General features: G+C 36.5%; 26 protein-coding genes. 16 read left to right on the top strand and 10 right to left on the bottom strand.

Annotated elements, in window-relative coordinates; translation table 11 throughout:
• Positions 1 to 202 precede the first annotated feature (202 nt).
• From DN389_RS19060 to narI, 4 genes are read left to right on the top strand one after another with little or no spacing between them, the layout of a single operon-like run.
• Positions 203 to 3,886 carry a nitrate reductase subunit alpha gene (locus tag DN389_RS19060; RefSeq protein WP_098190076.1) on the top strand — a complete coding sequence of 1,228 codons (3,684 nt, stop codon included), beginning with the start codon at positions 203 to 205 and terminating at the stop codon, positions 3,884 to 3,886.
• Entirely contained in the window at positions 3,876 to 5,351 is a 1,476-nt protein-coding gene (narH, locus tag DN389_RS19065; protein ID WP_046953633.1) for a nitrate reductase subunit beta, read from the top strand. Before DN389_RS19060 ends, narH begins: the two co-directional genes overlap by 11 nt.
• Before the next feature lie 19 nt (positions 5,352 to 5,370).
• Positions 5,371 to 5,901, top strand: a complete 531-nt coding sequence (narJ, locus tag DN389_RS19070; RefSeq protein ID WP_060488583.1) for a nitrate reductase molybdenum cofactor assembly chaperone — start codon at positions 5,371 to 5,373, stop codon at positions 5,899 to 5,901.
• 17 nt (positions 5,902 to 5,918) lie between these two features.
• Positions 5,919 to 6,608, top strand: coding sequence for a respiratory nitrate reductase subunit gamma (gene narI / locus DN389_RS19075; RefSeq protein ID WP_000969208.1), 690 nt, complete (start codon positions 5,919 to 5,921; stop codon positions 6,606 to 6,608).
• Positions 6,609 to 6,701: 93 nt separating this feature from the next.
• On the opposite strand, the gene DN389_RS19080 is transcribed toward narI, so the two are convergent.
• Entirely contained in the window at positions 6,702 to 7,394 is a 693-nt protein-coding gene (locus DN389_RS19080; RefSeq protein ID WP_000185186.1) for a Crp/Fnr family transcriptional regulator, read from the bottom strand.
• A gap of 278 nt (positions 7,395 to 7,672) precedes the next feature.
• Between DN389_RS19080 and moaA the strand changes: the two genes are divergently transcribed.
• From moaA to DN389_RS19120, 8 genes are all read left to right on the top strand, one after another.
• Entirely contained in the window at positions 7,673 to 8,686 is a 1,014-nt protein-coding gene (gene moaA / locus DN389_RS19085) for a GTP 3',8-cyclase MoaA (protein WP_098190080.1), read from the top strand.
• Between the two features lie 17 nt (positions 8,687 to 8,703).
• Positions 8,704 to 9,717 carry a molybdopterin-synthase adenylyltransferase MoeB gene (locus DN389_RS19090; RefSeq protein ID WP_097858821.1) on the top strand — a complete coding sequence of 338 codons (1,014 nt, stop codon included), beginning with the start codon at positions 8,704 to 8,706 and terminating at the stop codon, positions 9,715 to 9,717.
• A gap of 42 nt (positions 9,718 to 9,759) precedes the next feature.
• On the top strand, positions 9,760 to 11,049 hold the full coding sequence (locus DN389_RS19095; RefSeq protein WP_098190081.1) for a molybdopterin molybdotransferase MoeA: 1,290 nt from the start codon (positions 9,760 to 9,762) through the stop codon (positions 11,047 to 11,049).
• Positions 11,050 to 11,094: 45 nt separating this feature from the next.
• The gene (locus DN389_RS19100) at positions 11,095 to 11,565 is read left to right on the top strand and encodes a molybdenum cofactor biosynthesis protein MoaE (RefSeq protein WP_098190082.1); all 471 of its coding nucleotides are present in this window, start codon (positions 11,095 to 11,097) and stop codon (positions 11,563 to 11,565) included.
• The gene (moaD, locus tag DN389_RS19105; RefSeq protein ID WP_098190083.1) at positions 11,562 to 11,795 is read left to right on the top strand and encodes a molybdopterin converting factor subunit 1; all 234 of its coding nucleotides are present in this window, start codon (positions 11,562 to 11,564) and stop codon (positions 11,793 to 11,795) included. The genes DN389_RS19100 and moaD overlap by 4 nt, the downstream gene beginning before the upstream one ends.
• A gap of 80 nt (positions 11,796 to 11,875) precedes the next feature.
• Positions 11,876 to 13,045: a nitrate transporter NarK gene (narK, locus tag DN389_RS19110; RefSeq protein ID WP_000678171.1), complete on the top strand. Its 1,170-nt coding sequence runs from the start codon at positions 11,876 to 11,878 to the stop codon at positions 13,043 to 13,045.
• A 268-nt stretch (positions 13,046 to 13,313) separates the two neighbouring features.
• The gene (locus DN389_RS19115; protein WP_000737854.1) at positions 13,314 to 13,511 is read left to right on the top strand and encodes a PspC domain-containing protein; all 198 of its coding nucleotides are present in this window, start codon (positions 13,314 to 13,316) and stop codon (positions 13,509 to 13,511) included.
• 185 nt (positions 13,512 to 13,696) lie between these two features.
• Positions 13,697 to 14,074, top strand: coding sequence for a SpoIIAA family protein (locus DN389_RS19120; RefSeq protein WP_149237472.1), 378 nt, complete (start codon positions 13,697 to 13,699; stop codon positions 14,072 to 14,074).
• Between the two features lie 194 nt (positions 14,075 to 14,268).
• On the opposite strand, the gene DN389_RS19125 is transcribed toward DN389_RS19120, so the two are convergent.
• The 7 genes from DN389_RS19125 to DN389_RS19155 form a co-directional block, all read right to left on the bottom strand.
• On the bottom strand, positions 14,269 to 14,739 hold the full coding sequence (locus DN389_RS19125; RefSeq protein ID WP_149237473.1) for a precorrin-2 dehydrogenase: 471 nt from the start codon (positions 14,737 to 14,739) through the stop codon (positions 14,269 to 14,271).
• The gene (locus tag DN389_RS19130; protein WP_149237474.1) at positions 14,732 to 15,442 is read right to left on the bottom strand and encodes a sirohydrochlorin chelatase; all 711 of its coding nucleotides are present in this window, start codon (positions 15,440 to 15,442) and stop codon (positions 14,732 to 14,734) included. Before DN389_RS19130 ends, DN389_RS19125 begins: the two co-directional genes overlap by 8 nt.
• Positions 15,439 to 16,863, bottom strand: a complete 1,425-nt coding sequence (locus DN389_RS19135; RefSeq protein ID WP_149237475.1) for a uroporphyrin-III C-methyltransferase — start codon at positions 16,861 to 16,863, stop codon at positions 15,439 to 15,441. Before DN389_RS19135 ends, DN389_RS19130 begins: the two co-directional genes overlap by 4 nt.
• Positions 16,864 to 16,921: 58 nt before the next feature.
• Positions 16,922 to 17,239, bottom strand: a complete 318-nt coding sequence (gene nirD / locus DN389_RS19140) for a nitrite reductase small subunit NirD (RefSeq protein WP_000616693.1) — start codon at positions 17,237 to 17,239, stop codon at positions 16,922 to 16,924.
• A 15-nt stretch (positions 17,240 to 17,254) separates the two neighbouring features.
• Positions 17,255 to 19,660: an NADPH-nitrite reductase large subunit gene (nirB, locus tag DN389_RS19145; protein WP_149237476.1), complete on the bottom strand. Its 2,406-nt coding sequence runs from the start codon at positions 19,658 to 19,660 to the stop codon at positions 17,255 to 17,257.
• 211 nt (positions 19,661 to 19,871) lie between these two features.
• Positions 19,872 to 20,579 (bottom strand): iron-sulfur cluster repair di-iron protein, encoded by a 708-nt coding sequence (ric, locus tag DN389_RS19150; RefSeq protein ID WP_060488596.1) that lies wholly within the window; start codon positions 20,577 to 20,579, stop codon positions 19,872 to 19,874.
• A gap of 205 nt (positions 20,580 to 20,784) precedes the next feature.
• Positions 20,785 to 21,768 carry an excalibur calcium-binding domain-containing protein gene (locus DN389_RS19155; protein ID WP_149237477.1) on the bottom strand — a complete coding sequence of 328 codons (984 nt, stop codon included), beginning with the start codon at positions 21,766 to 21,768 and terminating at the stop codon, positions 20,785 to 20,787.
• Positions 21,769 to 21,974: 206 nt separating this feature from the next.
• Here DN389_RS19155 and exsG point away from each other — a divergent pair, with 206 nt between their 5' ends.
• From exsG to DN389_RS19170, 3 genes are all read left to right on the top strand, one after another.
• Positions 21,975 to 22,127, top strand: coding sequence for an exosporium protein ExsG (gene exsG / locus DN389_RS19160; protein ID WP_088058315.1), 153 nt, complete (start codon positions 21,975 to 21,977; stop codon positions 22,125 to 22,127).
• Between the two features lie 216 nt (positions 22,128 to 22,343).
• Positions 22,344 to 22,553: a hypothetical protein gene (locus tag DN389_RS19165; protein ID WP_000830260.1), complete on the top strand. Its 210-nt coding sequence runs from the start codon at positions 22,344 to 22,346 to the stop codon at positions 22,551 to 22,553.
• A 240-nt stretch (positions 22,554 to 22,793) separates the two neighbouring features.
• On the top strand, positions 22,794 to 24,377 hold the full coding sequence (locus DN389_RS19170) for an esterase/lipase family protein (protein WP_370512818.1): 1,584 nt from the start codon (positions 22,794 to 22,796) through the stop codon (positions 24,375 to 24,377).
• 185 nt (positions 24,378 to 24,562) lie between these two features.
• Here the strand turns inward: DN389_RS19170 and DN389_RS19175 are convergent, their stop codons facing one another.
• Positions 24,563 to 25,147, bottom strand: coding sequence for a hypothetical protein (locus DN389_RS19175; protein ID WP_002085940.1), 585 nt, complete (start codon positions 25,145 to 25,147; stop codon positions 24,563 to 24,565).
• Positions 25,148 to 25,621: 474 nt separating this feature from the next.
• Between DN389_RS19175 and spoVS the strand changes: the two genes are divergently transcribed.
• Positions 25,622 to 25,894, top strand: coding sequence for a stage V sporulation protein SpoVS (gene spoVS, locus DN389_RS19180; RefSeq protein ID WP_000427790.1), 273 nt, complete (start codon positions 25,622 to 25,624; stop codon positions 25,892 to 25,894).
• 112 nt (positions 25,895 to 26,006) lie between these two features.
• Here spoVS and DN389_RS19185 read toward each other — a convergent pair whose 3' ends face one another.
• Complete coding sequence (locus DN389_RS19185; RefSeq protein WP_098190091.1) at positions 26,007 to 26,753, bottom strand: hypothetical protein; 747 nt, start codon at positions 26,751 to 26,753, stop codon at positions 26,007 to 26,009.
• Between the last annotated feature and the right edge of the window lie 106 nt (positions 26,754 to 26,859).

Raw genomic sequence — 26,859 nt, forward strand, 5'->3', positions numbered from 1 at the left:
CTTAAACTTTGCTAGAAGCAAGGAAGTAATTTAACAGTCAGTGAAGTATGTGAACCCTCCACAATGATTAGATTTTCACTTTTTTATATTTGTTCCGGAATTTTTGACAATCTCTTGAACTGTGCGAAATGTCACATCTGTATTTTACAACCTCTCTTATAGTAAGGGTATGTAAGAGAGACGTATTAAAGGAGTGAACAGTATGAAGAAGAAACCTTCAGCACTAATGAGACGTTTAAAATATTTTTCACCAATAGATCGTTATAACGATAACCATACACAAGAAACATATGAAGATCGCGAATGGGAAAATGTGTACAGAAAGCGTTGGCAGCATGATAAAGTAATTCGTTCTACACATGGCGTGAACTGTACTGGTTCATGTAGTTGGAACATTTATGTGAAAGATGGAATTGTAACTTGGGAAGGGCAGGAGCTTAATTATCCGACTACAGGTCCTGATATGCCTGATTTTGAACCGCGAGGATGTCCGCGTGGAGCAAGTTTTTCTTGGTACATTTATAGCCCGCTTCGTGTGAAATATCCGTATGTACGTGGTGTTCTTTGGAGTATGTGGCAAGAAGAATTACAAAATAACGAGTCACCACTAGACGCTTGGAAAAGCATTGTGGAAAACCCTGAAAAGGCACGTACGTATAAGCAGGCGCGTGGTAAAGGGGGATTCATTCGTGCGAATTGGGATGAAGTGTTACAACTCGTTTCAGCTTCTTTACTTTACACAGTAATAAAATACGGTCCAGACCGAAATGTTGGTTTTTCACCAATTCCAGCTATGTCGATGTTAAGTCATGCTGCAGGTAGCCGCTTTATGCAACTTATGGGCGGGCCGATGCTTAGCTTCTATGATTGGTACGCTGATTTACCACCAGCTTCTCCGCAAATTTGGGGTGATCAAACAGATGTACCAGAAAGTAGTGACTGGTATAACTCTGGTTACATTATGACATGGGGTTCAAATGTACCGATGACAAGAACACCAGATGCACACTTTTTAGCGGAGGTTCGATATAAAGGAACGAAAGTTGTTTCAGTAAGTCCTGATTTCGCTGAGTCAACAAAGTTTGCGGATGATTGGATTAGTGTGAAACAAGGTACAGATGGTGCGCTTGCGATGGCAATGGGGCACGTAATCTTACAAGAATTTTACGTAGATAATCAAGTGGAATACTTCACAAAGTATGCGAAACAATATACTGATTTTCCTTTTTTCGTCACATTGAAACAAAAAGGGGATCAATTCGTTGCTGATCGTTTCTTAAATGCTTCTGATATTGGACGCGAAACGAAGTTAGGAGAATGGAAACCTGTACTTTGGAACGAGAATACGAACGATTTTGCAACACCTCACGGCACAATGGGGTCACGTTGGGATAATGAAAAGAAATGGAACTTACGTTTAGAAGATGAAGAAACAGGTGAAAAGATCGATCCACGTCTTTCTTTACTTGGAATGGAGGATAGTGTTCAAACTGTACAAATTCCGTACTTCTCTGATGATGGAAACAAAGTATTAGAACGTACAATTCCAGTGAAAAAGGTTATGACAGAAGAAGGCGAAGTGTTCGTTACAACTGTATACGACTTAACGTTAGCAAATTACGGTGTGAACCGAGGACTTGGCGGACAAGAGCCGAAAGACTTCAATGATGACGTACCGTTTACACCTGCATGGCAAGAGAAAATGACAGGAGTAAAACGTGAGCTTATTATTCAAATCGCTCGTGAGTTCGCACAAAATGCTGTTGATACGAATGGTCGCTCAATGATTATTGTCGGAGCAGGTATTAACCATTGGTTTAACTCTGATACGATTTATCGCGCCGTTTTAAATCTTGTTCTTCTCGTTGGGGCACAAGGTGTAAACGGCGGTGGTTGGGCGCATTACGTTGGTCAAGAAAAATTACGACCAGCGGAAGGATGGCAAACAATCGCGATGGCAAAAGATTGGCAAGGGCCACCAAAATTACAAAACGGTACATCTTTCTTCTATTTCGTAACAGATCAATGGCGCTATGAAGATACACCAGTGGGACATTTAGCATCACCAGTGGAAGGCAACTCTCGTTATCAACATCACGGTGATTACAACGTATTAGCGGCACGACTTGGCTGGTTGCCTTCGTATCCGACATTCGAGAAAAATGGGATTGAATTATATAAAGAAGCTGTTGCTGCTGGTGCAACAACGCAAGAAGAAATCGGAAAATACGTTGCACAAAAATTAAAAGATAAAGAACTGAAATTTGCGATTGAAGATCCTGATAATAAAAATAACTTCCCGCGCAACTTATTCGTATGGCGTGCAAACTTAATTTCAAGTTCTGGTAAAGGACACGAATATTTCTTAAAACATTTATTAGGTACAACGAACGGATTAATGAATGACGATAGTGATTCGTTACGACCAGAAGAAATTAAGTGGCATGAAGAAGCACCAGAAGGGAAGTTAGATTTACTCATTAATTTAGATTTCCGTATGGCTGGAACAGCGCTTTATTCTGATATCGTCTTACCTGCTTCAACTTGGTATGAAAAGCATGATTTAAGTAGTACAGATATGCATCCATTTGTACATCCATTTAATCCAGCAATCGGTTCACCGTGGGAAGCACGCTCTGACTGGGACATTTTCACTTCTCTTTCTAAAGCTGTGTCTGATTTAGCGAAGAAAATCGATCTTGAACCAATGAAAGAAGTTGTTGCAACACCACTTCTTCACGATACACCACAAGAATTAGCGCAACCACTTGGCAAGATTAAAGATTGGAGCAAAGGTGAGTGTGAACCGATCCCAGGTAAAACGATGCCACAAATTCATGTTGTCGAAAGGGATTATAAAACGATTTATGACAAAATGACTGCGCTAGGACCAAATGCCGGAAAACAACCGATTGGTACGAAAGGGATTTCTTGGTCTGCAGAAAAAGAATATGAGCAATTAAAGAGCCGATTAGGAGTCGTTCGAACGGATTCTATTGCGAAAGGTTGCCCAGACATAAAAGAAGCAATTAATGCTGCTGAAGCGGTATTAACACTTTCTTCTACAACAAACGGTCATATGGCTGTAAAAGCATGGGAAGCACTTGAAAAACAAACGGATTTAAAACTACGTGATTTAGCAGAAGAACGTGAAGAAGAATGCTTCACATTTGAACAAATTACAGCGCAGCCTAAAACAGTAATTACTTCTCCAGCCTTTACAGGTTCAGAAAAAGGTGGACGCCGTTATTCACCATTTACTACAAATGTAGAACGTCTCATTCCTTGGAGAACGATAACTGGTCGACAATCTTTCTATTTAGATCATGACATGATGAAAGAATTCGGTGAAACGATGGCAACATTTAAACCAATTCTGCAACATAAGCCGTTCCGTAAATCACGGCCTGAAGTAGAAGGGAAAGAAATTACTTTAAACTATTTAACACCACATAATAAGTGGTCAATTCATAGTATGTATTTCGATTCATTACCGATGTTAACGCTATTTAGAGGTGGTCCAACTGTTTGGATGAATAAAGAGGACGCTGCAGAAGCTGGCGTTGCAGATAATGATTGGATTGAGTGCTTTAACCGTAACGGAGTTGTTGTAGCGCGTGCTGTTGTAACGCATCGTATACCAAGGGGAATGGCATTTATGCACCATGCACAAGATCGTCACATTAACGTGCCTGGTACGAAATTAACAAGCACCCGCGGAGGAACGCATAATAGTCCAACCCGTATTCATGTGAAACCGACACATATGATTGGTGGATATGGCCAATTAAGCTATGGATTTAACTATTATGGTCCAACAGGGAACCAGCGTGACTTAAACGTTGTAATTCGCAAACTGAAGGAGGTAGATTGGCTTGAAGATTAAAGCACAAGTCGGAATGGTAATGAACCTAGATAAATGCATCGGCTGCCATACTTGTAGTGTAACGTGCAAAAACACCTGGACAAATCGTCCAGGTGCTGAATATATGTACTTCAATAACGTAGAAACGAAACCGGGAATTGGTTATCCGAAGCAATGGGAAGATCAGGAGAAATATAAAGGCGGCTGGGAATTGAAAAATGGTGAAATTCAACTGAAATCCGGTTCGAAAATGAAGCGCCTTATGAATATTTTCCACAATCCAGATCAACCAACAATTGATGATTACTTTGAACCTTGGAACTATGATTATGAAACGTTAACAAATAGTCCACAGCGTAAACATCAACCAGTTGCTCGTCCGAAATCAGCAATTACAGGTGAATTTATCGACAAAATTGAATGGGGTCCAAACTGGGAAGATGATTTAGCAGGCGGACATATAACAGGATTACAAGATCCGAACGTAAAGAAAATGGAAGAAGAAATTAAAACAGATTTTGAAAATGTCTTTATGATGTATTTACCGCGCATATGTGAACACTGTATGAATCCATCTTGTGTATCTTCATGTCCATCGGGTGCGATGTATAAACGTGAAGAAGATGGGATTGTCCTTGTAGATCAAAATGCATGTCGTGCATGGAGATTTTGTGTATCTTCTTGTCCTTATAAAAAAGTGTATTTTAACTGGCAAACGAATAAAGCTGAAAAATGCACAATGTGCTTCCCGCGTATTGAAGCGGGTATGCCAACAATATGTTCGGAAACATGTGTAGGACGTATTCGATATATTGGGGTAATGCTATATGACGCTGACAAAGTAAAAGAAGCGGCGTCTGTTGAAGATGAAAAAGATTTATATGAATCTCAGCTTACTGTTTTCCTAGATCCAAATGATCCAGAAGTAGCAGCTGAAGCGAAAAAACAAGGGATTCCTGAAGAATGGATTAAAGCGGCACAACAGTCGCCAATCTATAAAATGATTATCGATTGGAAAATCGCTCTACCTCTTCATCCAGAGTATCGTACAATGCCAATGGTTTGGTATATCCCGCCGCTTAGCCCAATTATGAACATGGTGGAGGGGAAAGGTAGTAACTGGCAAGCAGAAGAGATTTTCCCTGCTATTGATAATATGCGTATTCCAATTCAATATTTAGCGAATTTACTCACTGCAGGAGATGAATCACATATTCGTCTTACATTGAAAAAAATGGCTGTTATGCGAACGCATATGAGAGCATTGCAAATTAATAAAGAACCAAATGAATCGGTATTAAAAGAACTTGGCTTAACGAAACAGGACGTAGAAGATATGTATCGTCTTCTTGCTATCGCGAAATATAAAGATCGTTTCGTCATTCCGGCCACTCACCGCGAGCAAGTTGCAGATTTATATAGTGAACAAGGAAGTTGTGGTTTATCATTCGCAGGTGGTCCCGGTTCTTGTATGACAATTTCTTAAATAATGGGGGCGGAAAAATATGAAACAAAGTTTACAAACTGCTTTTTCATGTTCTTCATTCCTTCTTTCCTATCCGGAACTCGGGTGGAGAGAAGCTTTAACTGAATTGCAAGAAGAGATTGAAGCGATTGAACAGGAAGACGTTAAAGCATCACTTACAGCATTTATAAAACAAGCGCTAGATAAAACGAACGATCAATTAATTGATGTTTACGTATATACATTCGATTTTGGTAAAAAGACAAATATGTATCTTACTTATATGAACACCGGCGAACAAAGAGAAAGAGGTATTGAGTTATTAGAGTTAAAACAGCATTATAAAAAATCTGGTTTTGAAGTAACAGATAAAGAACTACCTGATTATTTACCGTTATTACTCGAGTTTTTTGCCAATGCAAATGAGCAAGACAGTGAAGAAATTATGAGTAAATACAAGGAAAACATACAAGCATTACACGTTCAGTTAAAAGAAGCAGATAGTATGTATGAACCAATTCTTGCGGCTGTTCTACTCGCTATCGATACATGGGGTGTACAGACAAATTAGAAAGGAGAGTTGTCAAAATGATGGATCAATTTCTATGGGTATTGTTTCCCTATATCATTTTTGCAATCTTTATCGGTGGACATATTTTCAGATACAACTATGATCAATTTGGATGGACATCAAAATCTAGTGAACTATTAGAAAAGAAAATGCTCCGAATTGGAAGTCTATTATTCCACTTTGGGATCATGTTCGTAATTGGCGGTCATGTTATGGGGATTTTAATTCCAGAGGCTGTATACCGTTCAATAGGTATTTCGGAGCATATGTATCATGTAATAGCGATTAGTTTCGGACTTCCGGCAGGTGTTGCTTCTATCATCGGTTTAATTATATTAACGTACCGCCGCGTAACAGTAAAACGTATCATTGCAACGAGCACAAAGGGAGATTATATTGCGCTTATTTTATTACTTATCGTAATGCTAGCAGGGCTTTCCTCAACGTTTTTAAACATCGACTCAAAAGGGTTTGATTATCGTACAACGATCGGTCCGTGGTTCCGAAGCCTCTTCATTTTCCAACCGAAAGTTGAATATATGATGGAAGTACCTGTATGGTTTAAAATTCATATTCTTGCAGGAATGGGGCTTTTCGCAGTATGGCCATTTACAAGACTAGTACATGTATTTAGTGCCCCAATTAAATATATAAGCCGTAGTTATGTAATTTACAGAAGACGTATTCCAAATGAATTGAAAAAATAATGTTGTTTTATATGTTTAGTAACTTATAAAGAAAGCCGAGATCTAATTGGAGACCTCGGCTTTCTTTATAGGTATAAGTATCTAAATAAGACGCTAATCAATACTACAAACAGAAGCAGAGCAATCTTCACAAGCAATTTCACGTTTTAAAAATTGTAAATCGTGGATTGTAATCTTTCCTTTATGAATAGAAATTGTACCTTGCTTTTTTAATTCATTTAACATTCGATTTACACTTTCGCGTGAAGTTGCACAGAAATTAGCAAGTTCTTGATTCGTTAACGGTAAATCGATGAGAATACCATTTTCTTTTAATACACCGTAACTATTTGTCATTCGAATGAGAGTAGAATAAAGGGCACCTTTTTTGCCGTGTAATACTAAATCTCGGAACTTCGTTTGCATTCTTCTTAAATGTTCACTAATCCATTTCATAAATTCAAATACAAGTGCGGGCTTTTGGAGTAATTCTCTTTCTAACGCTTCACGCTTTATAACGCCTACTTCAACATCTTCAAGGCATTTTGAATTTAATAAATACTTCGCATCGTCCGTGAACAATGTTAATTCTCCAATAATGTCATATGCTGAACAAATTCGAAGTGTTAATTCTTGTCCGTCAGCACTAAGTTTACTAATTTGTACTTTTCCTGAGTGGATAATATAGAGTTCGGTTGCCTCCATACCTTCTTGAAAAATAAAACTACCTTTTTTTATCTGCATTTTATATTCAACAGATGCAAGTAATTCCTTTAAATCTTGAGATAATTTCATACTGTTTGTCACAGCAATCACCTTTCTTCTTATAAGCAATCCATTTCCTATTTTGAGTGTAAGTATGCTGGAAATGCAAGAGATATTTGAAAAATATAGTGAAATTTCAATGACCGTAAGGAGTAGGCACTGAAGATGTGAACAAAATTCGAACGGATTTGTGAAGAATTTTTGAATGGGGAAAGTGATGTGAGAAAAGTCACATTGAATATGTAGCTTCTTTTTTATAATAAAGACAAATGAAAAATTGAAAACTTACTAAGGATTGCAGCAGAAAAGAAGGGATATAGATGCACGAGAAAATGAAAGATTCTTTAGAACGTCCACTTCAAGATTTACGTATTTCAGTTATGGATCGTTGTAATTTTAGGTGCACATACTGTATGCCTGCTGAAGTGTTCGGATCTGATTACGCTTTTTTACAGGAAGAGTTTTTATTAACTTTTAATGAAATAGAAAGACTAGCTAGATTATTTATAAGTATGGGAGTTGAAAAAATTAGACTTACTGGCGGTGAACCGTTATTGCGTAAAGACTTACCGAAGTTAATCGCTAGACTTACAAAGCTAGAAGGTTTAAAAGACATTGGGCTCACAACAAACGGAATTCATTTAGCAAAACAAGCTAAGGCGCTAAAAGACGCGGGATTAAAGCGTGTAAATATTAGTTTAGATGCGATAGAGGATCACGTCTTCCAAAAAATTAACGGAAGAAATGTAAGTACAAAACCTGTACTGAAAGGAATTGAAGCAGCGAAGGCAGCTGGATTAGAAGTAAAGGTAAATATGGTCGTAAAAAAAGGAATGAATGATAGTCAAATTCTTCCTATGGCTCAGTATTTTAAAGAACAAGAAATACAGTTACGTTTCATTGAGTTTATGGATGTTGGCAGTACGAACGGATGGAACTTTGAACAAGTTATTACGAAGGAACAATTAATAGAGAAGATTAATCGCGTATATCCGATTGAGCCTGTTCAATCTCGTTACTTTGGAGAAGTTGCGAAATTGTATCGATATGTAGGGAGCGATGCCGAAGTTGGATTTATTACTTCAGTATCTGAGTCATTTTGTTCTTCTTGTACGAGAGCTCGTATTTCGGCAGACGGCAAGTTTTATACGTGCTTATTTGGAGAAAAAGGAACGGATTTGCGAACGCTTCTTCGAGAAAATATTTCGGATGCCTCACTATTAAAAATTTTACAACATACATGGCGATATAGAACAGATCGATATTCAGATGAAAGAACGGTGGAAAGTACAAATAAACGTCCAAAAGTTGAAATGTCATACATTGGCGGATAGCGAAAGGAGGATTCTCTATGCAAGAGCGATATTCAAGGCAAGTATTGTTTTCTGGAATTGGTGAAATGGGACAAAGCAAAATAAGCGAAAAGCAAGTGCTCCTAATCGGTGCGGGTGCACTAGGAGCTGCAAATGCGGAAGCGCTCGTTAGGATGGGAATTGGGAAATTGACAATTGCCGATCGTGACTACGTCGAATGGAGTAATTTACAGCGGCAACAGTTATATACAGAAGAAGATGCAAAGCATTGTAAACCGAAAGCAATTGCAGCGGCAGAACATTTAAGAAAGATTAATTCTGAAGTGGAAATTGTACCAGTTGTAACGGATGTCACAATGCAAGAAATAGAAGAGTTAACAAAAGAAGTGGAGCTCATATTAGATGCGACTGACAATTTTGATACGCGCCTACTTATAAATGACATTTCACAAAAAGAAAATATACCTTGGATATACGGTGGATGCATTGGAAGTTACGGTGTAACGTATACAATTCTTCCTGGGAAAACACCATGTTTTCGCTGTCTAATGAATCATCCTATGGGCGGTGCAACATGCGATACAGCCGGAATTATTCAGCCAGCTGTACAGATGGTTGTTGCTCACCAAGTGACAGAGGCGATGAAAATATTGGTGGATGATTATGAGTCACTAAGAGGAACGATGTTATCATTTGATATTTGGAACAATCAATATCTCTCATTAAAAGTAAATAGACAGAAAAAAAGTACATGTCCATCTTGTGGGAAATCACGAACGTATCCAAGTCTAGCATTTGAAGCGCAGATGAAAACTGAAGTGCTATGCGGACGGAATACAGTTCAAATCCGTTCAGGAATAAAGAGAGATCTTAATTTAAACGAAATTCAAAAACGATTACAAAAAAGTGTACATGTCCAAAAAACGCCTTACTTACTATCATTTCTAATTGATAAATATCGTTTCGTTTTATTTACAGACGGTAGGGCATTTATTCATGGAACAAATGATGTGAAAATAGCAAAACGATTATACGCAAAATATATAGGATGAACAGAAAGAGCGTTGTCCCTTATTAAAACGAGGTGAAAAAGAATGTTAGAAAAACGTATACCAATTCCGGTGGCAGAAGCAGTGGCACGTGTAATGAAATACGCTCATCAAGGTGAAATAGAAGAGGTCTCTCTTATAGAAAGTTACGGAAGAATTCTTGGAGAAGATGTTATTGCAGATCATGATGTCCCTCATTTTGATCGCTCTCCATACGACGGGTTTGCGATTCGAGCAGAAGATACAAAAGAAGCAAGTAGCAGTAATCCCATTCTGTTTGAAGGGATTGGTGAAATTGGAGCCGGTTTTGTTTTTACAGAAGAAGTGAAAGCATTTCAAGCTGTCCGTATTATGACAGGAGCCGCAATTCCGAAAGGGTGTAATGCAGTTGTTATGTTAGAGCTAACAGAAGGGTTTGAAGAAAATGAAAAGACTTATATGAAATTGAAACGTTCCTTTATTGCTGGGGATAACATTTCTTTTAAAGGAGAGGATGTAAAACAAAATACCATCCTTGTGAAAAAAGGGACTGTTATTAACCCTGGAGTAGTGGCGCTTCTTTCAACGTTTGGTTATAGTACCGTTCACGTTGTAAAACAGCCGGTTATTGGAATTGTAACGACAGGAAGTGAACTGCTTGAAGTACATGAACAATTAAAGCCAGGGAAGATTCGAAATAGTAACTCCTATATGATAGCTGCTCAAGTTGAACGAGCGGGCGGGGTTGTACAGTATTATGGACAATTCGCTGACGATTTTGAGACATGTTATAACACTGTGAAAAAAGCGATAAAAGAAGTCGATATTTTAATTACAACTGGTGGCGTTTCGGTAGGAGACTATGACTATTTACCTGCTATTTATGAGAGATTACGAGCTAATATACTTTTTAACAAAATAGCGATGCGACCAGGAAGTGTGACAACTGTAGCTGAGCTAGAAGGAAAACTATTATTTGGTCTATCTGGTAATCCTTCTGCTTGTTATGTCGGATGTGAATTATATGTTCGACCAGTTATTGGAACATACTTGCATAGGAAAAATCCGCACGTATATCGTGCAGAGGCAATATTACAGAAAGACTTTCTGAAAGCAAACCCATTTACTCGTTTTGTAAGAGGGAAAGTGGAAATTGTAGATGGAACATTGCAAGCAACACCAGTTGGTTTAGATAAATCTAGTGCAATTTCTTCACTTGCAGAGGCGAATGCATGTATCGTCCTGCCGGGAGGAACGAGAGGATTTGAAGCAGGAATAACTGTTTCGGTACTGTTATTAGAATCAAGCGCCGGAAGTGAGTGGCCGTGGGAAGAACCGCTTCGATCATACAAATAATAGAAAAAATAGATTGCTAACTTATACAAAGATAAGAGGTGCAAGATGACACATACGTATTATGAAGTAATTGATACACCTATTTCAATTGAAGAAGTTACAAACAAAGTAATTCGTCGTGAGTGTGGCGCAGTTACTACTTTCATTGGTACTGTTAGAGAATTTACGAAAGGCCGTCGTACGCTATATTTAGAATATGTAGTATATAAAACGATGGCAGAAAGACAGCTTGAAAAAATTGGTACTGAAGTAGGAGAGAGGTGGCCTGGGACATTTGTCGCCATTACACATCGCATTGGTACATTACAAATTTCTGATCTTGCTGTTGTCGTGGCTGTTTCTACACAACACCGGAAAGCTGCCTATGAGGCGAACGAATATATTATGGGACGTATAAAACAAATTGTTCCGATTTGGAAAAAAGAGTTTTGGGAAGATGGTGAGTCATGGATAGGTGATCAGTTAGAGAAGGTAGCGTATGCAAATGGTGAGCCTGGAAAGGAGATGAGAATATGATTGAAGTACTATTATTTGCACATTTACAAGAAGAAGCAAGTAAGCCGTCCTTGCACATAGATTATGAAAATATTACGGTTGCTGAACTAAAGGAAGTCCTTATTACGAAATACAACGTAGCAATTTCAAGTGAGATAATGGTCGCTATAAATGAAGAGTATGCAAATGAGGATGATATCATTCAAACTGGCGATGTCGTAGCAATGATTCCGCCAGTAAGTGGTGGTTGATTCTTTTCAGCCTAATCATGTTAGGACGTGATTAGGCTGGAGGGAATGAATATAACTATGCATACATAGGAGGGAACAGGATGAAAGGTCCTAATTTTCAATTAAGTTTACAAACTTCTAATCTAGTTATCGGTTTTATGGTATGGGTCATTTTATCATCATTAATGCCTTATATTAAAGCGGATATTCCATTAACTGCGGGACAAATTTCTATGGTAACAGCAGTACCAGTTATTTTAGGTTCTGTTCTTCGCATTCCAATTGGTTATTGGACAAATCGTTTCGGAGCAAGAAAATTATTCTTTATTAGTTTTATTCTATTATTATTTCCTGTCTTTTATATTAGTGTTGCCAATTCAATGATGGATTTAATTATTGGTGGCTTATTCGTCGGAATCGGTGGGGCCGTATTCTCCGTAGGGGTAACTTCTTTACCGAAATACTTTCCGAAAGAGAGTCACGGTTTTGTAAATGGTATTTACGGTGTCGGTAACGCCGGAACAGCAATTACTTCGTTTTTAGCACCTGTCATTGCAACTTCAGTTGGCTGGAGAACGACAGTACAGTGTTATTTAGTTTTACTTGCAGCATTTGCACTTATGAACTTTTTATTAGGTGATCGTAAGGAGAAAAAGGTGAATACACCATTAATGGAACAAATAAAAGGTGTATATAAAAATGAAAAACTTTGGTTTTTATGTATCTTTTACTTTTTAACATTCGGATCATTTGTCGCATTTACAGTATACTTACCAAACTTTTTAGTATCTCACTTCGGATTAGAAAAAGTAGATGCAGGTATGCGGACAGCCGGATTCATCGTACTCGCAACAATGATGCGTCCGATTGGTGGTTGGCTTGGTGATAAGTTTAACCCGTTTAAAATATTAATCTTCGTATTTATCGGTTTAACACTTTCAGGTATTATTTTATCATTTATGCCTAGTATGAACGTGTATACTTTTGGTTGCCTACTAGTCGCATTTTGTGCAGGGATTGGTAATGGTACAATCTTCAAACTCGTTCCAATGTACTTCTCTGAACAAGCTGGTATTGTAAATGGACTCGTTTCAGCTTTAGGTGGACTAGGAGGGTTCTTCCCGCCCCTAATTTTAACTTTACTATTCCAACTAACAGGTCATTATGCAATTGGATTTATGGCATTATCAGAAGTCGCACTTGCTTGTTTAATCATTACAGTATGGATGTATAGTCAAGAAAAGCTGTTAGTGATGTTAAAGAATCATTAATAAAGAAAAAGACCCCTCCTAAAGTAATCTAGGAGGGTTCTTTTAGTAATAGGCTTCGATATGTTTTTTATTGCTAGCTTAACAAACACTTGTATTCTAAAATAATGTGGTTTGAAAATGAAAAACAGAAGTTTTATGGAATTTTATGTTAAAATATAGATATCAGAAGTTATTCAATTAAAGGGTCAGTTAAAGAAATTTTAAATCTCTTCCAAAGATCGAACTAATTTTTAGCATACAAATATTTAATCGGATCGGGGGTGTTTAGATGAAAAAACTATATAAGTCCACTCAAGATAAACAAGTATCAGGTGTATTAGGTGGTTTAAGCGACAAGTATGGAATTGATGTAAGTATTCTTCGCATAGTAACTGCATTATCAGCTTTTTTTACTAGTGGATTTACAGTGTTACTTTATATAATTGCTGCAATTGTTTTGCCTACGGATAAAGAAATTAAGGGATAAATGTATGACCTTAAACCTAATTCTACAATCAGGAACTTTAAAGAAACGAGTAGATAAAGGCATTCCGCTTCTTACACGTTTAGCGTACTAGAAAGAGGCTTCCTTTGGTCAGCTTGCTTTTGTAGGGATGGGAGTATTAAGTAAGAGTGTTATGAGATTTTTACGCTAAGGGGGATGATTCTAAGTTGAATAAACGGAATATTAGAACGACAGTTTCAGGAGATTTGATTGTTACCCATCTAATTGGCCAGATTAATACAGAGGATGTGTATGAATGGTTTAATGGTTTTGAACAGGTTTGTCAGCAATTTATTTCTGAGGGGCGGAAATACAAATTATTGGTAGATAGAAAAGGATACAAGCCAACTCATTTTTCTGTTCAAAAAGCATGGAAAGATAAGTTCTTCAATGAAACCATTTTGAATCATAGTAAGGCAATTGCATTTTTTCTTGAAGAAGGGGAGATACTGAATTATTTGCAACAATCCAATACGAAAGAATCTGTGAAATTTTTTGATGATTATGAACAAGCGCTAATTTGGTTGGATGAATACCCAATATAAAAAACTGAATGGAACGAGTTGCTCGTAATGTTGCAGTTATCATAACATTTACTGGTTTACAAGTTGCCAACACCATTCAATATCTTCGCAGATTGCCTGTGCAGTTTCAAAAAAGAAACCAAAACAAAAAGAACAAACGCTTCTAAAAAACGTTTGTCCAAAGGTAATTACTATTTTAGCTAAGAAATAGATTATTATTTGTGAGTACGAGAAAGCTTTTTTACAAGTTTAGGAAGTATAGATGTTAGTTCCTGCTTCAAACGCTTCGTAAACGATGGATCTTTACCTGAAGTTGAAATAGTGACAACATATTCATCATGTCGGATGACACCAGGTGTGTGAAACGATGATTCTGCACCATCACTTACAACGTTAACCCACTGGAAATCATGGGCGGCCTGTTTGACCATCATATTTATAGCATGTTGATTTGTAGTTGCATAAATAAGATGAGCATCTTTAATATCGTCATTACTAAAAGTTTTTTGCTTCCAAGTAATATAAGGTAGTTCTTTCATTTCCTTGCAAATTTCTGGGCTGACAACGGTGACAAAAGCGCCTGTATCTTTTAATCCAGACGCTTTTCGATATGCGATTTTACCTCCACCAATGATAACGACCACTTTATTATGTAGATTAAACATAAGAGGATACATGTTATACATACACACATTCCTCCATTCGTTCTAGTAATGTTAATTTCATATATGTATCAAACTGAAGGCAATTGCAAGTTGTAACGTGATCGTATTTTTTTGTATGCAACTTAATTTTTTGAAGCAATAATCCAGTAAAGAGAAGGTACGGCATGACATATACATGGGATGCAGTCGATGTTATAGTCTTGAGCTCAGCAGTAAAAGTGGGCATTCCTTTCGTTAAAAAGGAACAACATACTGGCATACCGAGTTTTCGTTCGACAGTTGCTCCGATTTGTTGTAACTCATGTATCGGCTGGGGGTCACTACTACCTCTCCCTACGAGTAAAACACTACTACTTTGCATTGGAATAGTTTCACGTATTCTTTTTACTACAAGTTCAACCATATGTGGATGTGTACTAAAAGGTTGTACAACTGAAAATGTTATATGTGGATATTGCTTTTGTATTTTTTCTATCTCAAAAGGAATATCACGTTTATAGTGAGCTGCTGCAAATAATAAAACAGGTACAATCATTATTTCAGTTGCTCCCTCTAGTATCGTTTCTGTAATGGCATCTTGAATGGTAGGTGTCGTTAGTTCAAGAAAAGCTATTTTTTGACTCCTTTCGTTACGTTCTTTCATAACAGATTGAATAAAGTGAATGAATTGTTCATTACCTTCTCGCAGGCGACTACCGTGTCCAACATATACAATTCCTTTCATCGTACCACCAAATCTTTCTTCATAATCATGTCTTGTAATTGCTCATCTACATTATGAAAACCGACTTTATTCGCATAGTGTAAAGTTGGAATATCGGTATACGAGAAGGGAAGAGTAAGAATATCGATAAAGCCAAGTCGTTTTATTTCTGATAAAAATGTATCAATTGAGGCACGCCCTTCAAACACAATGCTATCCCATGAGAATTCAGAAAGCATACGAGAATGGACTTCATCGAAACGATGATCAATTGTATACGCATGAGTCATCATATATGAACCGGCACCAATTTTCTCTTGAATAAAAGCAATTCGATTAATATTTCTACCTAAATAAACAGTTGTATCGGAAGAGAACTCTGCTTGTTTACTTAGTAGCCCATATTGCATAAGTTTTTCTTGAGTGGCAACGTTCAAAGATTGCAGTTTCGCCTGTAAGGAACGAATATCTTTCTGATGTTTACTACATGATCGCATCAATATTTCTACACTTTCAGCTGAACAAAAAACAAGGCGATCAACGTTAAAAATTTCATTGATTTGTTCAAGTGTTAATGTGTATTCTGCTTTTTTGAAAGTAGGAATTTGATATATTTCTGCACCGGCTTCTTGTAACTTTTGCTTCATTGAACTTGTTTTATTCGTTGCGGATGCAAATAAAACTTTTTTACCATGTAATGGTTTACGTTCTTTCCAAGCGATTTGATTACGTAAGGAAACGACATCACCAACAATTGTCATGGATGGATTTGAAATATTCTCGTTTTTGACGATAGGAACAATGGTTGAAAGTGTTCCTGTGACAACGCGCTGCTTTCCGGTTGTACCCCATTCAATGACGGCTACTGGCGTATCTTTTTTCTTTCCTGCTTGTAGTAAGTTTTCACAAATTGTAGGTAAGTTTTTTATACCCATGTAGTAGGCAATTGTGTCGCTATTGTGGGATGAATTATATTTTCCATGATCGGTTAAAGGCCCTTTTGCATGCCCAGTTAATAAAGTGACGCTATTACTGTAGTTGCGGTGGGTGAGGGGGATACCTGCATAGCTACTAGCGGCGATGCTAGATGTAATACCTGGTATGATTTCATATGGAACGTTCGCTGCTGCTAAAGTTTCTGCTTCTTCACCAACGCGGCCAAAAATAGATGGATCTCCGCCCTTTAATCGGACAACGATTTTTCCTTCTTGTGCGAATTGAAGGAGGTGGGCGTTAATCATTTCTTGTCGCATAATATGATTCTTTGGCATTTTGCCGCAATAAATAAGTTCACATGTTTCTTTTGTATAACTAAGAAAGAAAGGGTTTAATAAACGGTCATATAAAACGATATCTGCACGCTTTAAACAATCTATCGCTTTCTTTATAATAAGCCCTTCATCACCTGGTCCTGCACCAACTAAATATACATATCCGTTCATCATCGCACCTCTTCTATTTTTATTTAAAAGGAAGCCAGAGGAGGCTTCCTTTCGAAAATTACATGTATAAATAAATGTCACCATCAATAACTTCTACTTCGTATGTTTGAATACAGCCGTCATCAGGTTTTTGAACTTCACCTGTTAGTAATGAAATTTTCCAATCATGCAGTGGACAAAAGACGAATTCTCCAGATACAATTCCTTCTGCTAACGGTCCGTTTTTATGAGGACAACGATTTTCTACAGCTCGAATATCTCCATTTGAAAGGCGGAATAGGGCGATAGACATACCTTTCATTTGCACTTCTTTACCGATTTGAATAGGAAGGTCTTCCGCACGCATAACTTTTATTTTTTCTTTCGTTTGTATCATATAGATCACAGCTCCTTATTTCACAGTTTCTACTTCATACATCGCTTTTAATGACTTCGTTTCTAGTGCTTGTCCCCACGCTTCCGTATATGTGCTACGAGCTGTTTGGAAGCGTTCATTTAGCGTAGTCACCATACTTGCATCTTGTAGTATTTCTTTTATGTGATCGAAACCTAAACGTTCTGTCCAGTAGGCAGTACGCTCTCCGTAAATACCAGTTTCACGATAATATTGCATGTAAGCTGTAGCGATGCGAAGGACATCACCTTCAGTAGGGACAATCATTACAAAATCAGCTTCGCGTACTTCTGTACCACCATTTCCACCAATATAAAGTTGGTATCCATTTTCGACACAAACAACGCCAAAATCTTTCGTCAGTACTTCCGCACAGTTACGCGGACAACCCGTTACACCCATCTTCATTTTATGGGGTGTATCTACCATTTCTAATGATTGTTCAAGGAGCATACCAAGTCCTAATGAATCTTTCGTACCGAAACGGCAGAAGCGAGAACCAACACATGATTTTACATTACGAAGCGATTTTGAATACGCATACCCCGAAGTCATATGTAAGTCAGCCCATACGTTAGGTAAATCTTGTTTTTTCACACCATATAAGCCGATTCGACTCGCACCTGTAATTTTCACAAGAGGGACGTCATATTTTTTCGCAACTTCAGCAATTTTCATTAAATCATCAGCTGTTGTAACGCCTCCGTACATACGTGGAATAACAGAAAATGTACCATCGTGCTGAATGTTACCATTCATTCTTTCATTAACGAAACGAGATGATTTATCATCTTCATATTCTTCTGGAATCGCCATCCGTAAGTAGTAATTTAAAGCAGGGCGACATTTTGAACAGCCGTCTTCATGTGCAAAACCAAGAACATTGCGTACTTCTTTTGGAGATTTTAAGCCTTTCTCGTGAATGGCGGCTACGACTTCATCACGTGATAAAGTTGTACATCCGCACATACCAGCAGACTGCGCAGAAGCATCAAAAGCATCTCCGAGTGTATGAGATAAAACTTGTTCCACAAGCGGACGACATTTACCACAAGATCCTGCGGCTTTCGTGCAGCCTTTTACTTCTTCAAAAGTAGTTAACTCTTGCTCTAAAATGGCATGAACGATTGTACCTTTCGTAACACCATTACATCCACAAATCGTGTCATCTGCACTCATTGTAGCAACGTCAAGTTCACTTTCTTCACCAGCTTTGTGAAGAAGGGAAGCGGCTGTATATTCTTGTATATCCTCTTCTTTCTTTAACATGCTAAAGAGGCGTGTGCCATCAGCTGTGTCACCATATAAAACGATACCGACGACTTTATTATCACGAATTAATACTTTTTTATAGGAACGTTTACATTCATCAAATATTGAAATTGCTTTCGTCTGATCATCTTCATAAATTTGGCCAGCAGAGAATAAATCACAACCAGCAACTTTTAATTGCGTACCGACGATACTGCCCGTATATCCATCAGTTTGTAAATTCGTTATATGTTTCGCTAATATTGCGCCTTGTTCATAAAGAGGGGCAACAAGTCCATATGCGATACCATCATGTTCTGCACATTCGCCAACTGCATAAATGGATTCATCATTTGTAAGCATGTAGTCATTGACTACAATGCCTCGATTGACAATGAGACCAGCATCTCTTGCTATTTTCGTATTTGGTCGTATTCCGACAGCCATTACGATTAAATCACAATCTACAACTTCACCATCTTCAAATTGAATGCCCTCAACATAGTCTGTACCAAGAATTTTTACAGTTTTCTTTTCCATTAAAAACTTCATGCCTTGTGCTTCTAAATCTTCACGCAATAGAGAAGCTGCTTTCGTATCTAGTTGTTGCTCCATTAAGCTAGGCATTAAATGAACAACATGTACGTCCATTCCTAAGTCAATTAGACCTCTTGCGGCTTCTAAACCGAGTAACCCGCCACCAATGACAACGGCCTTTTTCTTTTCTTTAGCGGTATCTATCATAAATTGTGTATCTTCAATAGTTCGAAATCCTGTTACACCAGGAAGTGTGGAACCTTCAACAGGTAAAATAAAAGCACTAGAACCTGTTGCTATAATGAGCTTGTCATATGTAAGAGTATGATTTTTTTCTGTAGTAATAATTTTTTCTTCTCGGTTAATACTTTGAACTCTTTCGTTTGTATACAAAGTTATTTCGTTTTCATCGTACCAACTATATTCATTCATAATGATATCTTGCATATTTGTTTTGCCTTGTAAAACATGAGAGAGCATAATACGGTTGTAGTTTGGATGCGGTTCATCTCCAAAAATAGTAATCTCATATGAATCACTATCATGTTTTAATATTTCTTCCATACAGCGTATGCCAGCCATACCATTTCCGATCATCACTAAACGTTTTTTCATTTTCGTTTCCCCTTTTTATGTGAAATGTTGAACAAAGGATTATATTTCTATTATAGAAAATCAAAAAAGGGGGAGATGTGATATTTATCACACTTCTATAATGATTCACAAATTATTAAAATTCGGGTTAATGTGAAGGGGAGAAGTGTGGATGTTATTCACGTAATGAAAAAGCAGGACATGAGTAGAAATACTCATGTCCTGCTTTTATTTATGCTCTTGTAATTGCACGTGGAAATAAAATATTATTTTCTAAATGAATATGCTCAAATAAATCAGACTCTAGCGCTTCAAGACGTTGATAAACAAGTCGATAAGTGCCGCAAGCTCCTTCTGGCGGCGTAAAGTCATTTGTCACTTTACGAAGTTCTTTTATAATATTTCCGGCGTGGCTATGTTCATTTTCCAACTCATCTACTACCTTGCTTAACTTTTCATAGTTTTCATCAGTTGGATTTTGTTCAAATTCTAAAATTAATGGAAAATCTTCCGTTTCTTCTTTAATTAAATGCTGTTCTAATTCCATTTTAAGTTCATGAAACAGCTTATGAATTTGAGCTAAATGAGGTTGATTTGCTCCATGAACGCGTAATACTTTCGTCACATATGGACTTAACTGCGGTAACTCTTCATTTAAATAACGATGATGCTTATGAATTACATAATCAATCAATTCACGATAAGAAGCATTTTTCCAATCAATTTCAGATTCATTTAATCGTTTCGTATTATGATAAAGTGTATTTAACTTTGTAATTACTTCAGAAGCCGATAAATTTCTTTCATGAATTGCATCAATAAGCGGCTTATTACCACCACAACAAAAATCTATTCTATAAGATTTAAAAAGATCACTAGCTTTCGGAAATTGTGTAACAATCTCACCAACAATTGAAGTTTCAGTAAATGTATGTTCCATATGAATGCCTCCATAAAGTTTAAATGTAATATCTAAATTAAGAATAGCGATAAATGAAAAACAATGTGGTGATTGAAATCACTTATTATGTGTCTGATTTGAGAATAATAAAATGAGTTTTATAAAAGGAAGAGGGAGGGGAGGTAAATAGTTGCAATACTATGTAATAAAAAAAGAAGCTTACTAGAAGCTTCTTTTTTTATTACTATTTTTCACATGCGACTCCATCACCATCACGATCAAGTTTAGAACTATAACCTGGTTGGTCTCTATATAAAGGAGCTTTCCCAGCACTTCTAACTGCGGCACAATTTGCGTAAGTTACATTACTATTGATACTTACAGCAGGTTGTGTTTGAGCTTGCTGTGCTTTTTTCTGTTCCTCTTGTTGTTTACGAGCTTGCTCATCAGCCTGGCGTTTTTGTTCCTCTTGTTGTTTACGAGCTTGCTCATCAGCCTGGCGTTTTTGTTCCTCTTGTTGTTTACGAGCTTGCTCATCAGCCTGGCGTTTTTGTTCCTCTTGTTGTTTACGAGCTTGCTCATCAGCCTGACGTTTTTGCTCTTCTTGTTGTTTACGAGCTTGTTCATCAGCTAGACGTTTTTGCTCTTCTTGTTGTTTGCGAGCTTGCTCATCAGCTAGACGTTTTTGCTCTTCTTGTTGTTTGCGAGCTTGTTCATCGGCTAGACGTTTTTCATCCTCTTGCTTACGAGCTTGTTCATCGGCTAGACGCTTCTCATCTTCTTGCTTTTGAGTTTTCTCGTCCGCTTCTTTCTTTTTATCATCTTTTTTCTCTGCATTATTAGAAGCGACTTGTTTATTTGTTGCTGTCGTCTTTTCAGAAGAAGGAGCTGAAATACTTGATAATGCAACAAAAATGACAAATAAAATAGCAGTGATAATAAATTGTTTTTTTGCTACACCTGTCTTTTTAATTACGGATAAGATTGCTAGAATAAGGAAAAAAATAAATAAAATTAAACTTAAAGTAGCAAAAAAATCGATGACTGGGTGTTCAGATTTTGTAGTGCCCATTCCTGTTAAGAGAATTGAAATCATAAAAAGAATAACGGTAGGACGACCATATTGTTTTGCTTTTCCATTTTTCTTAAAGAATGAAATGATACATAGAATTAAAAGAATAAAAGCAATAAAAAATAAAGCTGCACCAATATTACTCAAAATCGCCATTTTTATACCTCCATTTGTAAGATTTTCACTATTGATTATATAGGAACTTATTGGATATTACACGATTTATATAAATTTAGAAAATTAGTATTTTTAATAGATTTATAAATATTTATTTTATATATAAGGAAAAATAGATATATTTCCTATTACATTTTTAAGGAGAATTCATAAAGTATAATATAACGATTGAAAGGGGGGGTTAAATGGAATTTCAATTATTGATAACTTGTATATTACAAGAAGGTAATGCTTTCTTTTTAGTAACGAAAGTAGACGATGTTATTACGTTAAAAGTACCGATTACTGCGGGAGTAGCAGGTTTATTCTTAGCTTTAGGTGTACCAAGATGTTCTTAATTTAAGTTTCTAGAGTAGAAGGGAAGGGATATACCTTTCTCTTCTACTCTTACATAATATGATTATGTAAACTAAAATATTGTTTTGTAATAGCACGTTTAAAATGGACATGCATATACTATAATGTTTCATTGGATGTTAGTGATGAAAGGTAGTTTTCACACGTGCATGTAATGATGTTCATTAAGTTATGAAATTAAAGAGGTGCTATTATATATGAAAAGAAGAACATTGGATATTCCAGTTACATTGCGAAGAGAGTGGTTTTTAATAGAATTAGCCCATTTAACGAAAAAATATGGAATTGAAATTGCAACTAGCAAAATGGAAGCTGCACCGTTTTTAAGAGATCAAGTTACGGAATCAAAAATAGGATCAGGCCTCCAATATGATAAATATGATGATGAGTATATCATTGATTTATAAGAAAGAAGCTGCGTATAAAAGGTTATGAAATAGACCTTTTATACGCAGCTTTTTTAGCTGGAAATATGTTGAGAAATTTTTAATGAGCTTAATAGGAAAAGGAATGAATAAATGTTGAGAGAATAACGTTTCATAAGAAAGGACAGTTACTATTTATTTCACCTGCAAAAATAACTAGAGTAAAAATAGTGCTTCCTTTTAAAAAAGGGGGGAATGTTAATGAGGATTTTGAAAAGGTGCATGTTATTACTTCTCGCATTTTTTATTATGACTCCGATGGCTGTTAGTACGAAGGTAGGGGCGGAGGAAGTAAAAGAAATTAAAACGGGATTTCCTGATACAGAAGTATTTACACCTGGAGAATGGTTTTTAGGTCAAAAACCTGCTAATTATGATGAGAATAAGCCTCCAATTCTTTTTGTACAAGGAAGGAATGGGAATGCTGATAGTTGGTATGGAAAGACAGTGTATCACGATATAAATGATATGTATGACTATGCTTTGAAAGCAGGCTATCAAACAGTATTTATACAATTATATGATGCTGCTGGGAAAGGGTCAGCTAGTCAGTGGGACAACGGAAAATTGTTAGCACAAAAATTAGAAGAAATATATAATCACTTCGGTAAAAAAGTTAATATTGTAGCACATAGTAAAGGCGGTATCGATACACAGGCTGCATTAGTAGGATATGGTGCAAATCGATTTGTAGGAAATGTTATTACGCTTGCGACGCCACATCATGGCTCAAATTTAGCGGACTTATCATATAGTTGGTGGGCAGGATGGCTGACTTCTATATTAGGTCAAAAAGATGATGGTACGTACTCATTACAAATGGGCGAAATGGCAAAATTTCGTTCAACGATTGATAATAATCCAGCAGCTAAATTAAACCGTTACTATACGGCTACTGGGACTAGCTGGGGACCAGTATTTTCTGCGCTATCTATGGGCGGGTTATATTTGTCATCATACGGTTCAAATGATGGACTAGTAAATGAGTGGAGTGCTAAGCTGCCATATGGAACGCATTTATTTACAGATTCCAGATTTGATCATGATAATATACGAAAAGGATCTGCTGTTTTCTCTCGAATTGAACCATATTTACGTACAGCAAGTGTAGCCGTACCAGCTTTAGTAGCATCCAGCACTAGTTCAAATGAAAATATAGAACAATTAAATACAACTTCAAATCAAAACATATTAGGAGGAGAATTGCCACAAAATCAGTGGATAGAGCAAACTGTTACGGTTGATAAAAAAGCTGAAGGAATAGTTTCTATCTTAACAGCGTCTTCTGATGTAGAAGTACAAATGATGTCTCCAAAAGGAAAAATGTATACAAATAAGGATAGCGTTATTACTACTGGTGAAGGTGAATCTTTCTTTGGTGGTGCGACAATTAGAACATTTAAATTTGATAAAATGGATGTAGGAGAATGGAAAGTTAAAATGATGGCGAAGCAGTCGAAAGATGCATTTCTAATTGTAAGCGATTACAATAGTGGTGCACCATTTGTTCTCCAAATGCCTACAAAAGTTAAAGTGAATAAATCTGAGTATAAACTGAAAAAATCACCTGTGGCACCTGAAATGAAAGGGGATCTTTCTATAACAGTAAGAGTAGTTAATAAAGAAGGGAAACTAGTCTCTGAATACAATGAATTACAAAAGGGTAATAACAATACGTTTACTGGTGCTTTGAAGGACATAAAGCAACCAGGAGTATATAACGTTACGATGGATATAAAAGGGACGAATAAAGAAGGACAACCGTATAATCGTACAATTGTTAAGTCGGTTTATGTGGAGAAGTAAGAAAGAATGAGGGGTTTTTAATATAAAAAGTACCGAACTTTTGTAGTAGAAGAGTTCGGTACTTTTTTCATGTTTATTAGATTAACAGAAACGTACAATGGAATTTATGTTTGATTATAGGAATCAAAAGAGCATTATTCAATAAAAAAAGATGCTGAAATAGCATCTGAATGTGAAGAGGATTATTAACTTAGTTTTATAACTGTTAATTCAACTGAATTAATACCATTATCACAAGTTGCAATACTTTGACGATTAAAACCACTATTATTTTTCAGTTGAAGAGTGGAATTAGCTGTCACTGTAACAATCGTTTCGCCTGCTAGTTGAAGACATTCGTTATTTGATGAAGTATTCATTTGGAAAGCGAAATCACCTTGACTATTAGCGAGTGGATTATTATTTAAAAATATAGTCATGACTGGAATATGTGGAAATACAGGATTTGAAGTAGTGTTAATCGTTGAAATGAAAGAAACTCTATAATCACCAGCTTGACTAAATTGTATAGTAGTAGGATTTAGTAAGGAAACTCCTCCTGCTATAGGGCCAACGTGATTAAATGGAAAAGGATCTCCAAAAGGAACAGTTATAAACTCAGTTTGCCAAAAAGTGCCGTATGCTGGACAGCTTTTTTTATGTGAATGGTCGCATGAACATTTTTTATAGGAACTAGAAGAGGAGTTGCATGAACATTTTTTATATGAACTGGAAGAAGAGTTACATGAACATTTTTTATTTGAATTTGAAGAATGATAGTATGAACCCAATATATTACCTCCTATTATGAATGAAGTGTATACTCATAGTATTTTATGCTTGTCTTATATAAAAGGTGATAGATTTGGAGTATAAAGTGCTAATACGATGAAATGTAGTAATAGAATAGTAGCTGTAACGATTTTGAAGAAGAAAAGGTTGATGTTTTGGTGGAAATATCAGTGGAATATCTTGAAAGATTGAAGTAAAGCGGGCACTCATATTTTACATGTGAAAGTAAAACCATTATCCTCAGTTGCAATGATGTGATCGTTTAAGTGAATGTCTATTTTTGAATGTTTGTATATTAGAGTTTATGGTTATTATCTTTTATTTACATAGTGGGGCAGGAAGAAGACGAAAAGTATCGAATGAATGTACATATGTAGCATTGTTTGCTTTTGGTGTGAATAGTAATAAAAGATACGTTGAAATATTTTAAACCGTAACAAAAGAGCAATTAAATAATAGAGGGAGCAACTTACATGGAAAATATATTAAAGGTATCTTCAAAATCAAAACCAAATTCAGTAGCAGGTGCAATAGCTGGTGTACTAAGAACAAGTGGCAATGTGGAAATTCAAGCGATTGGGGCGGGTTCTATAAATCAAGCGATTAAAGCAATTGCAATCGCAAGAGGATTTGTTGCTCCAAGTGGTATTGATTTGGCCTTTGTTCCAGCATTTCAAGAGGTTACTATTAATGATCAAGAAAGAACGGCGATTAAATTAATTGTAGGTCCTAGAAGGAAAAGGTAACTGCAGTAATTCAGTATTGAAATGAAATTTAACATAACAAACAAAAAGTGTCACAAATGCTTATGAAATAGGCATTTGTGACACTTTTATAGTTTTGTGGGAATAAAAACCTCTAAAACTGCTCATTCTTCTCCCAAGATTCCACAATATAATGTGCAATCGTCGGGTTGAATCCTTTCCCAACTAAAAACATAATTGCAGCAACTTCTGTTAAAGCGTGTTTGTGTGATGTATGTTTTGCTTCATTTAAACCGTAATCTACCCAAGGTTTTACGAAATCTAGTACAGGTTTTTTTAAAGGTAAAAACTGTGTACCGACAACTTGTTGGATTTGTGGTTGTGTTGGTTCTGTAATTGGTCCAGGGGGTAAGATTTGTGGTTGTGTAATATCAAATGTTGGTCCAGGGGGTAAAATTTGTGGTTGTGTTAGATCAATTGTTGGTGGTTTAGGCGGTGAGACACGTGCATCGTAGTTTGGCTGGTACATTTGTTGTTGGTATTGCGGTTGTTGTGGCTGAGTTACGTATGGATTTTGTTGATATTGTTGTTCTTGATTTTGTGGTGTTACATATGGATTTTGCTGAAATTGTTGTTCTTGATTTTGCGGTGTTGCATATGGATTTTGAGGATATTCGTAATTTGGACGTGTGTCGTATGGATTTTGCTGAAATTGTTGTTCTTGATTTTGTGGTGCTACATATGGATTTTGTTGATATTCAGCTTCTTGATTTTGTGGTGTTGCGTATGGATGTTGTTCATATTGTTGCTCTTGTTCTTCATATTGTTCTGTGTATCTTTGTTCTTGTTGCTGAGGATAAAATGGTTGTTGTGGGTAAGGCGGTTGATTATTATAGAACATGTTTATTCCTCCTTCATGATGATGCCTACCACCCAGTGTATGGGCGGACAAGAAAATATGTGATGAAAAAATGCGGGCGTGTTACAATAAGTAACTGGGTGAAGAT

The organism is Bacillus sp. AY3-1, from assembly GCF_008368785.1.
Taxonomy (GTDB): domain Bacteria; phylum Bacillota; class Bacilli; order Bacillales; family Bacillaceae_G; genus Bacillus_A; species Bacillus_A wiedmannii.

Excerpts from the sequence above, each read along its gene's own strand:
- ric (WP_060488596.1), bottom strand. The coding sequence starts at position 20,579 with ATGGAACATACATTTACTGAAACTTCAATTGTTGGTGAGATTGTTACA.
- DN389_RS19155 (WP_149237477.1), bottom strand. The coding sequence starts at position 21,768 with ATGGCGATTTTGAGTAATATTGGTGCAGCTTTATTTTTTATTGCTTTT.
- DN389_RS19060 (WP_098190076.1), top strand. The coding sequence starts at position 203 with ATGAAGAAGAAACCTTCAGCACTAATGAGACGTTTAAAATATTTTTCA.
- nirD (WP_000616693.1), bottom strand. The coding sequence starts at position 17,239 with ATGATACAAACGAAAGAAAAAATAAAAGTTATGCGTGCGGAAGACCTT.
- exsG (WP_088058315.1), top strand. The coding sequence starts at position 21,975 with ATGGAATTTCAATTATTGATAACTTGTATATTACAAGAAGGTAATGCT.
- DN389_RS19090 (WP_097858821.1), top strand. The coding sequence starts at position 8,704 with ATGCAAGAGCGATATTCAAGGCAAGTATTGTTTTCTGGAATTGGTGAA.
- narJ (WP_060488583.1), top strand. The coding sequence starts at position 5,371 with ATGAAACAAAGTTTACAAACTGCTTTTTCATGTTCTTCATTCCTTCTT.
- nirB (WP_149237476.1), bottom strand. The coding sequence starts at position 19,660 with ATGAAAAAACGTTTAGTGATGATCGGAAATGGTATGGCTGGCATACGC.
- DN389_RS19115 (WP_000737854.1), top strand. The coding sequence starts at position 13,314 with ATGAAAAAACTATATAAGTCCACTCAAGATAAACAAGTATCAGGTGTA.
- narI (WP_000969208.1), top strand. The coding sequence starts at position 5,919 with ATGATGGATCAATTTCTATGGGTATTGTTTCCCTATATCATTTTTGCA.
- DN389_RS19130 (WP_149237474.1), bottom strand. The coding sequence starts at position 15,442 with ATGAAAGGAATTGTATATGTTGGACACGGTAGTCGCCTGCGAGAAGGT.
- DN389_RS19125 (WP_149237473.1), bottom strand. The coding sequence starts at position 14,739 with ATGTATAACATGTATCCTCTTATGTTTAATCTACATAATAAAGTGGTC.
- spoVS (WP_000427790.1), top strand. The coding sequence starts at position 25,622 with ATGGAAAATATATTAAAGGTATCTTCAAAATCAAAACCAAATTCAGTA.
- DN389_RS19170 (WP_370512818.1), top strand. The coding sequence starts at position 22,794 with ATGTTATTACTTCTCGCATTTTTTATTATGACTCCGATGGCTGTTAGT.
- narK (WP_000678171.1), top strand. The coding sequence starts at position 11,876 with ATGAAAGGTCCTAATTTTCAATTAAGTTTACAAACTTCTAATCTAGTT.
- DN389_RS19185 (WP_098190091.1), bottom strand. The coding sequence starts at position 26,753 with ATGTTCTATAATAATCAACCGCCTTACCCACAACAACCATTTTATCCT.
- DN389_RS19095 (WP_098190081.1), top strand. The coding sequence starts at position 9,760 with ATGTTAGAAAAACGTATACCAATTCCGGTGGCAGAAGCAGTGGCACGT.
- DN389_RS19165 (WP_000830260.1), top strand. The coding sequence starts at position 22,344 with ATGAAAAGAAGAACATTGGATATTCCAGTTACATTGCGAAGAGAGTGG.
- moaD (WP_098190083.1), top strand. The coding sequence starts at position 11,562 with ATGATTGAAGTACTATTATTTGCACATTTACAAGAAGAAGCAAGTAAG.
- DN389_RS19135 (WP_149237475.1), bottom strand. The coding sequence starts at position 16,863 with ATGAACGGATATGTATATTTAGTTGGTGCAGGACCAGGTGATGAAGGG.
- moaA (WP_098190080.1), top strand. The coding sequence starts at position 7,673 with ATGCACGAGAAAATGAAAGATTCTTTAGAACGTCCACTTCAAGATTTA.
- DN389_RS19100 (WP_098190082.1), top strand. The coding sequence starts at position 11,095 with ATGACACATACGTATTATGAAGTAATTGATACACCTATTTCAATTGAA.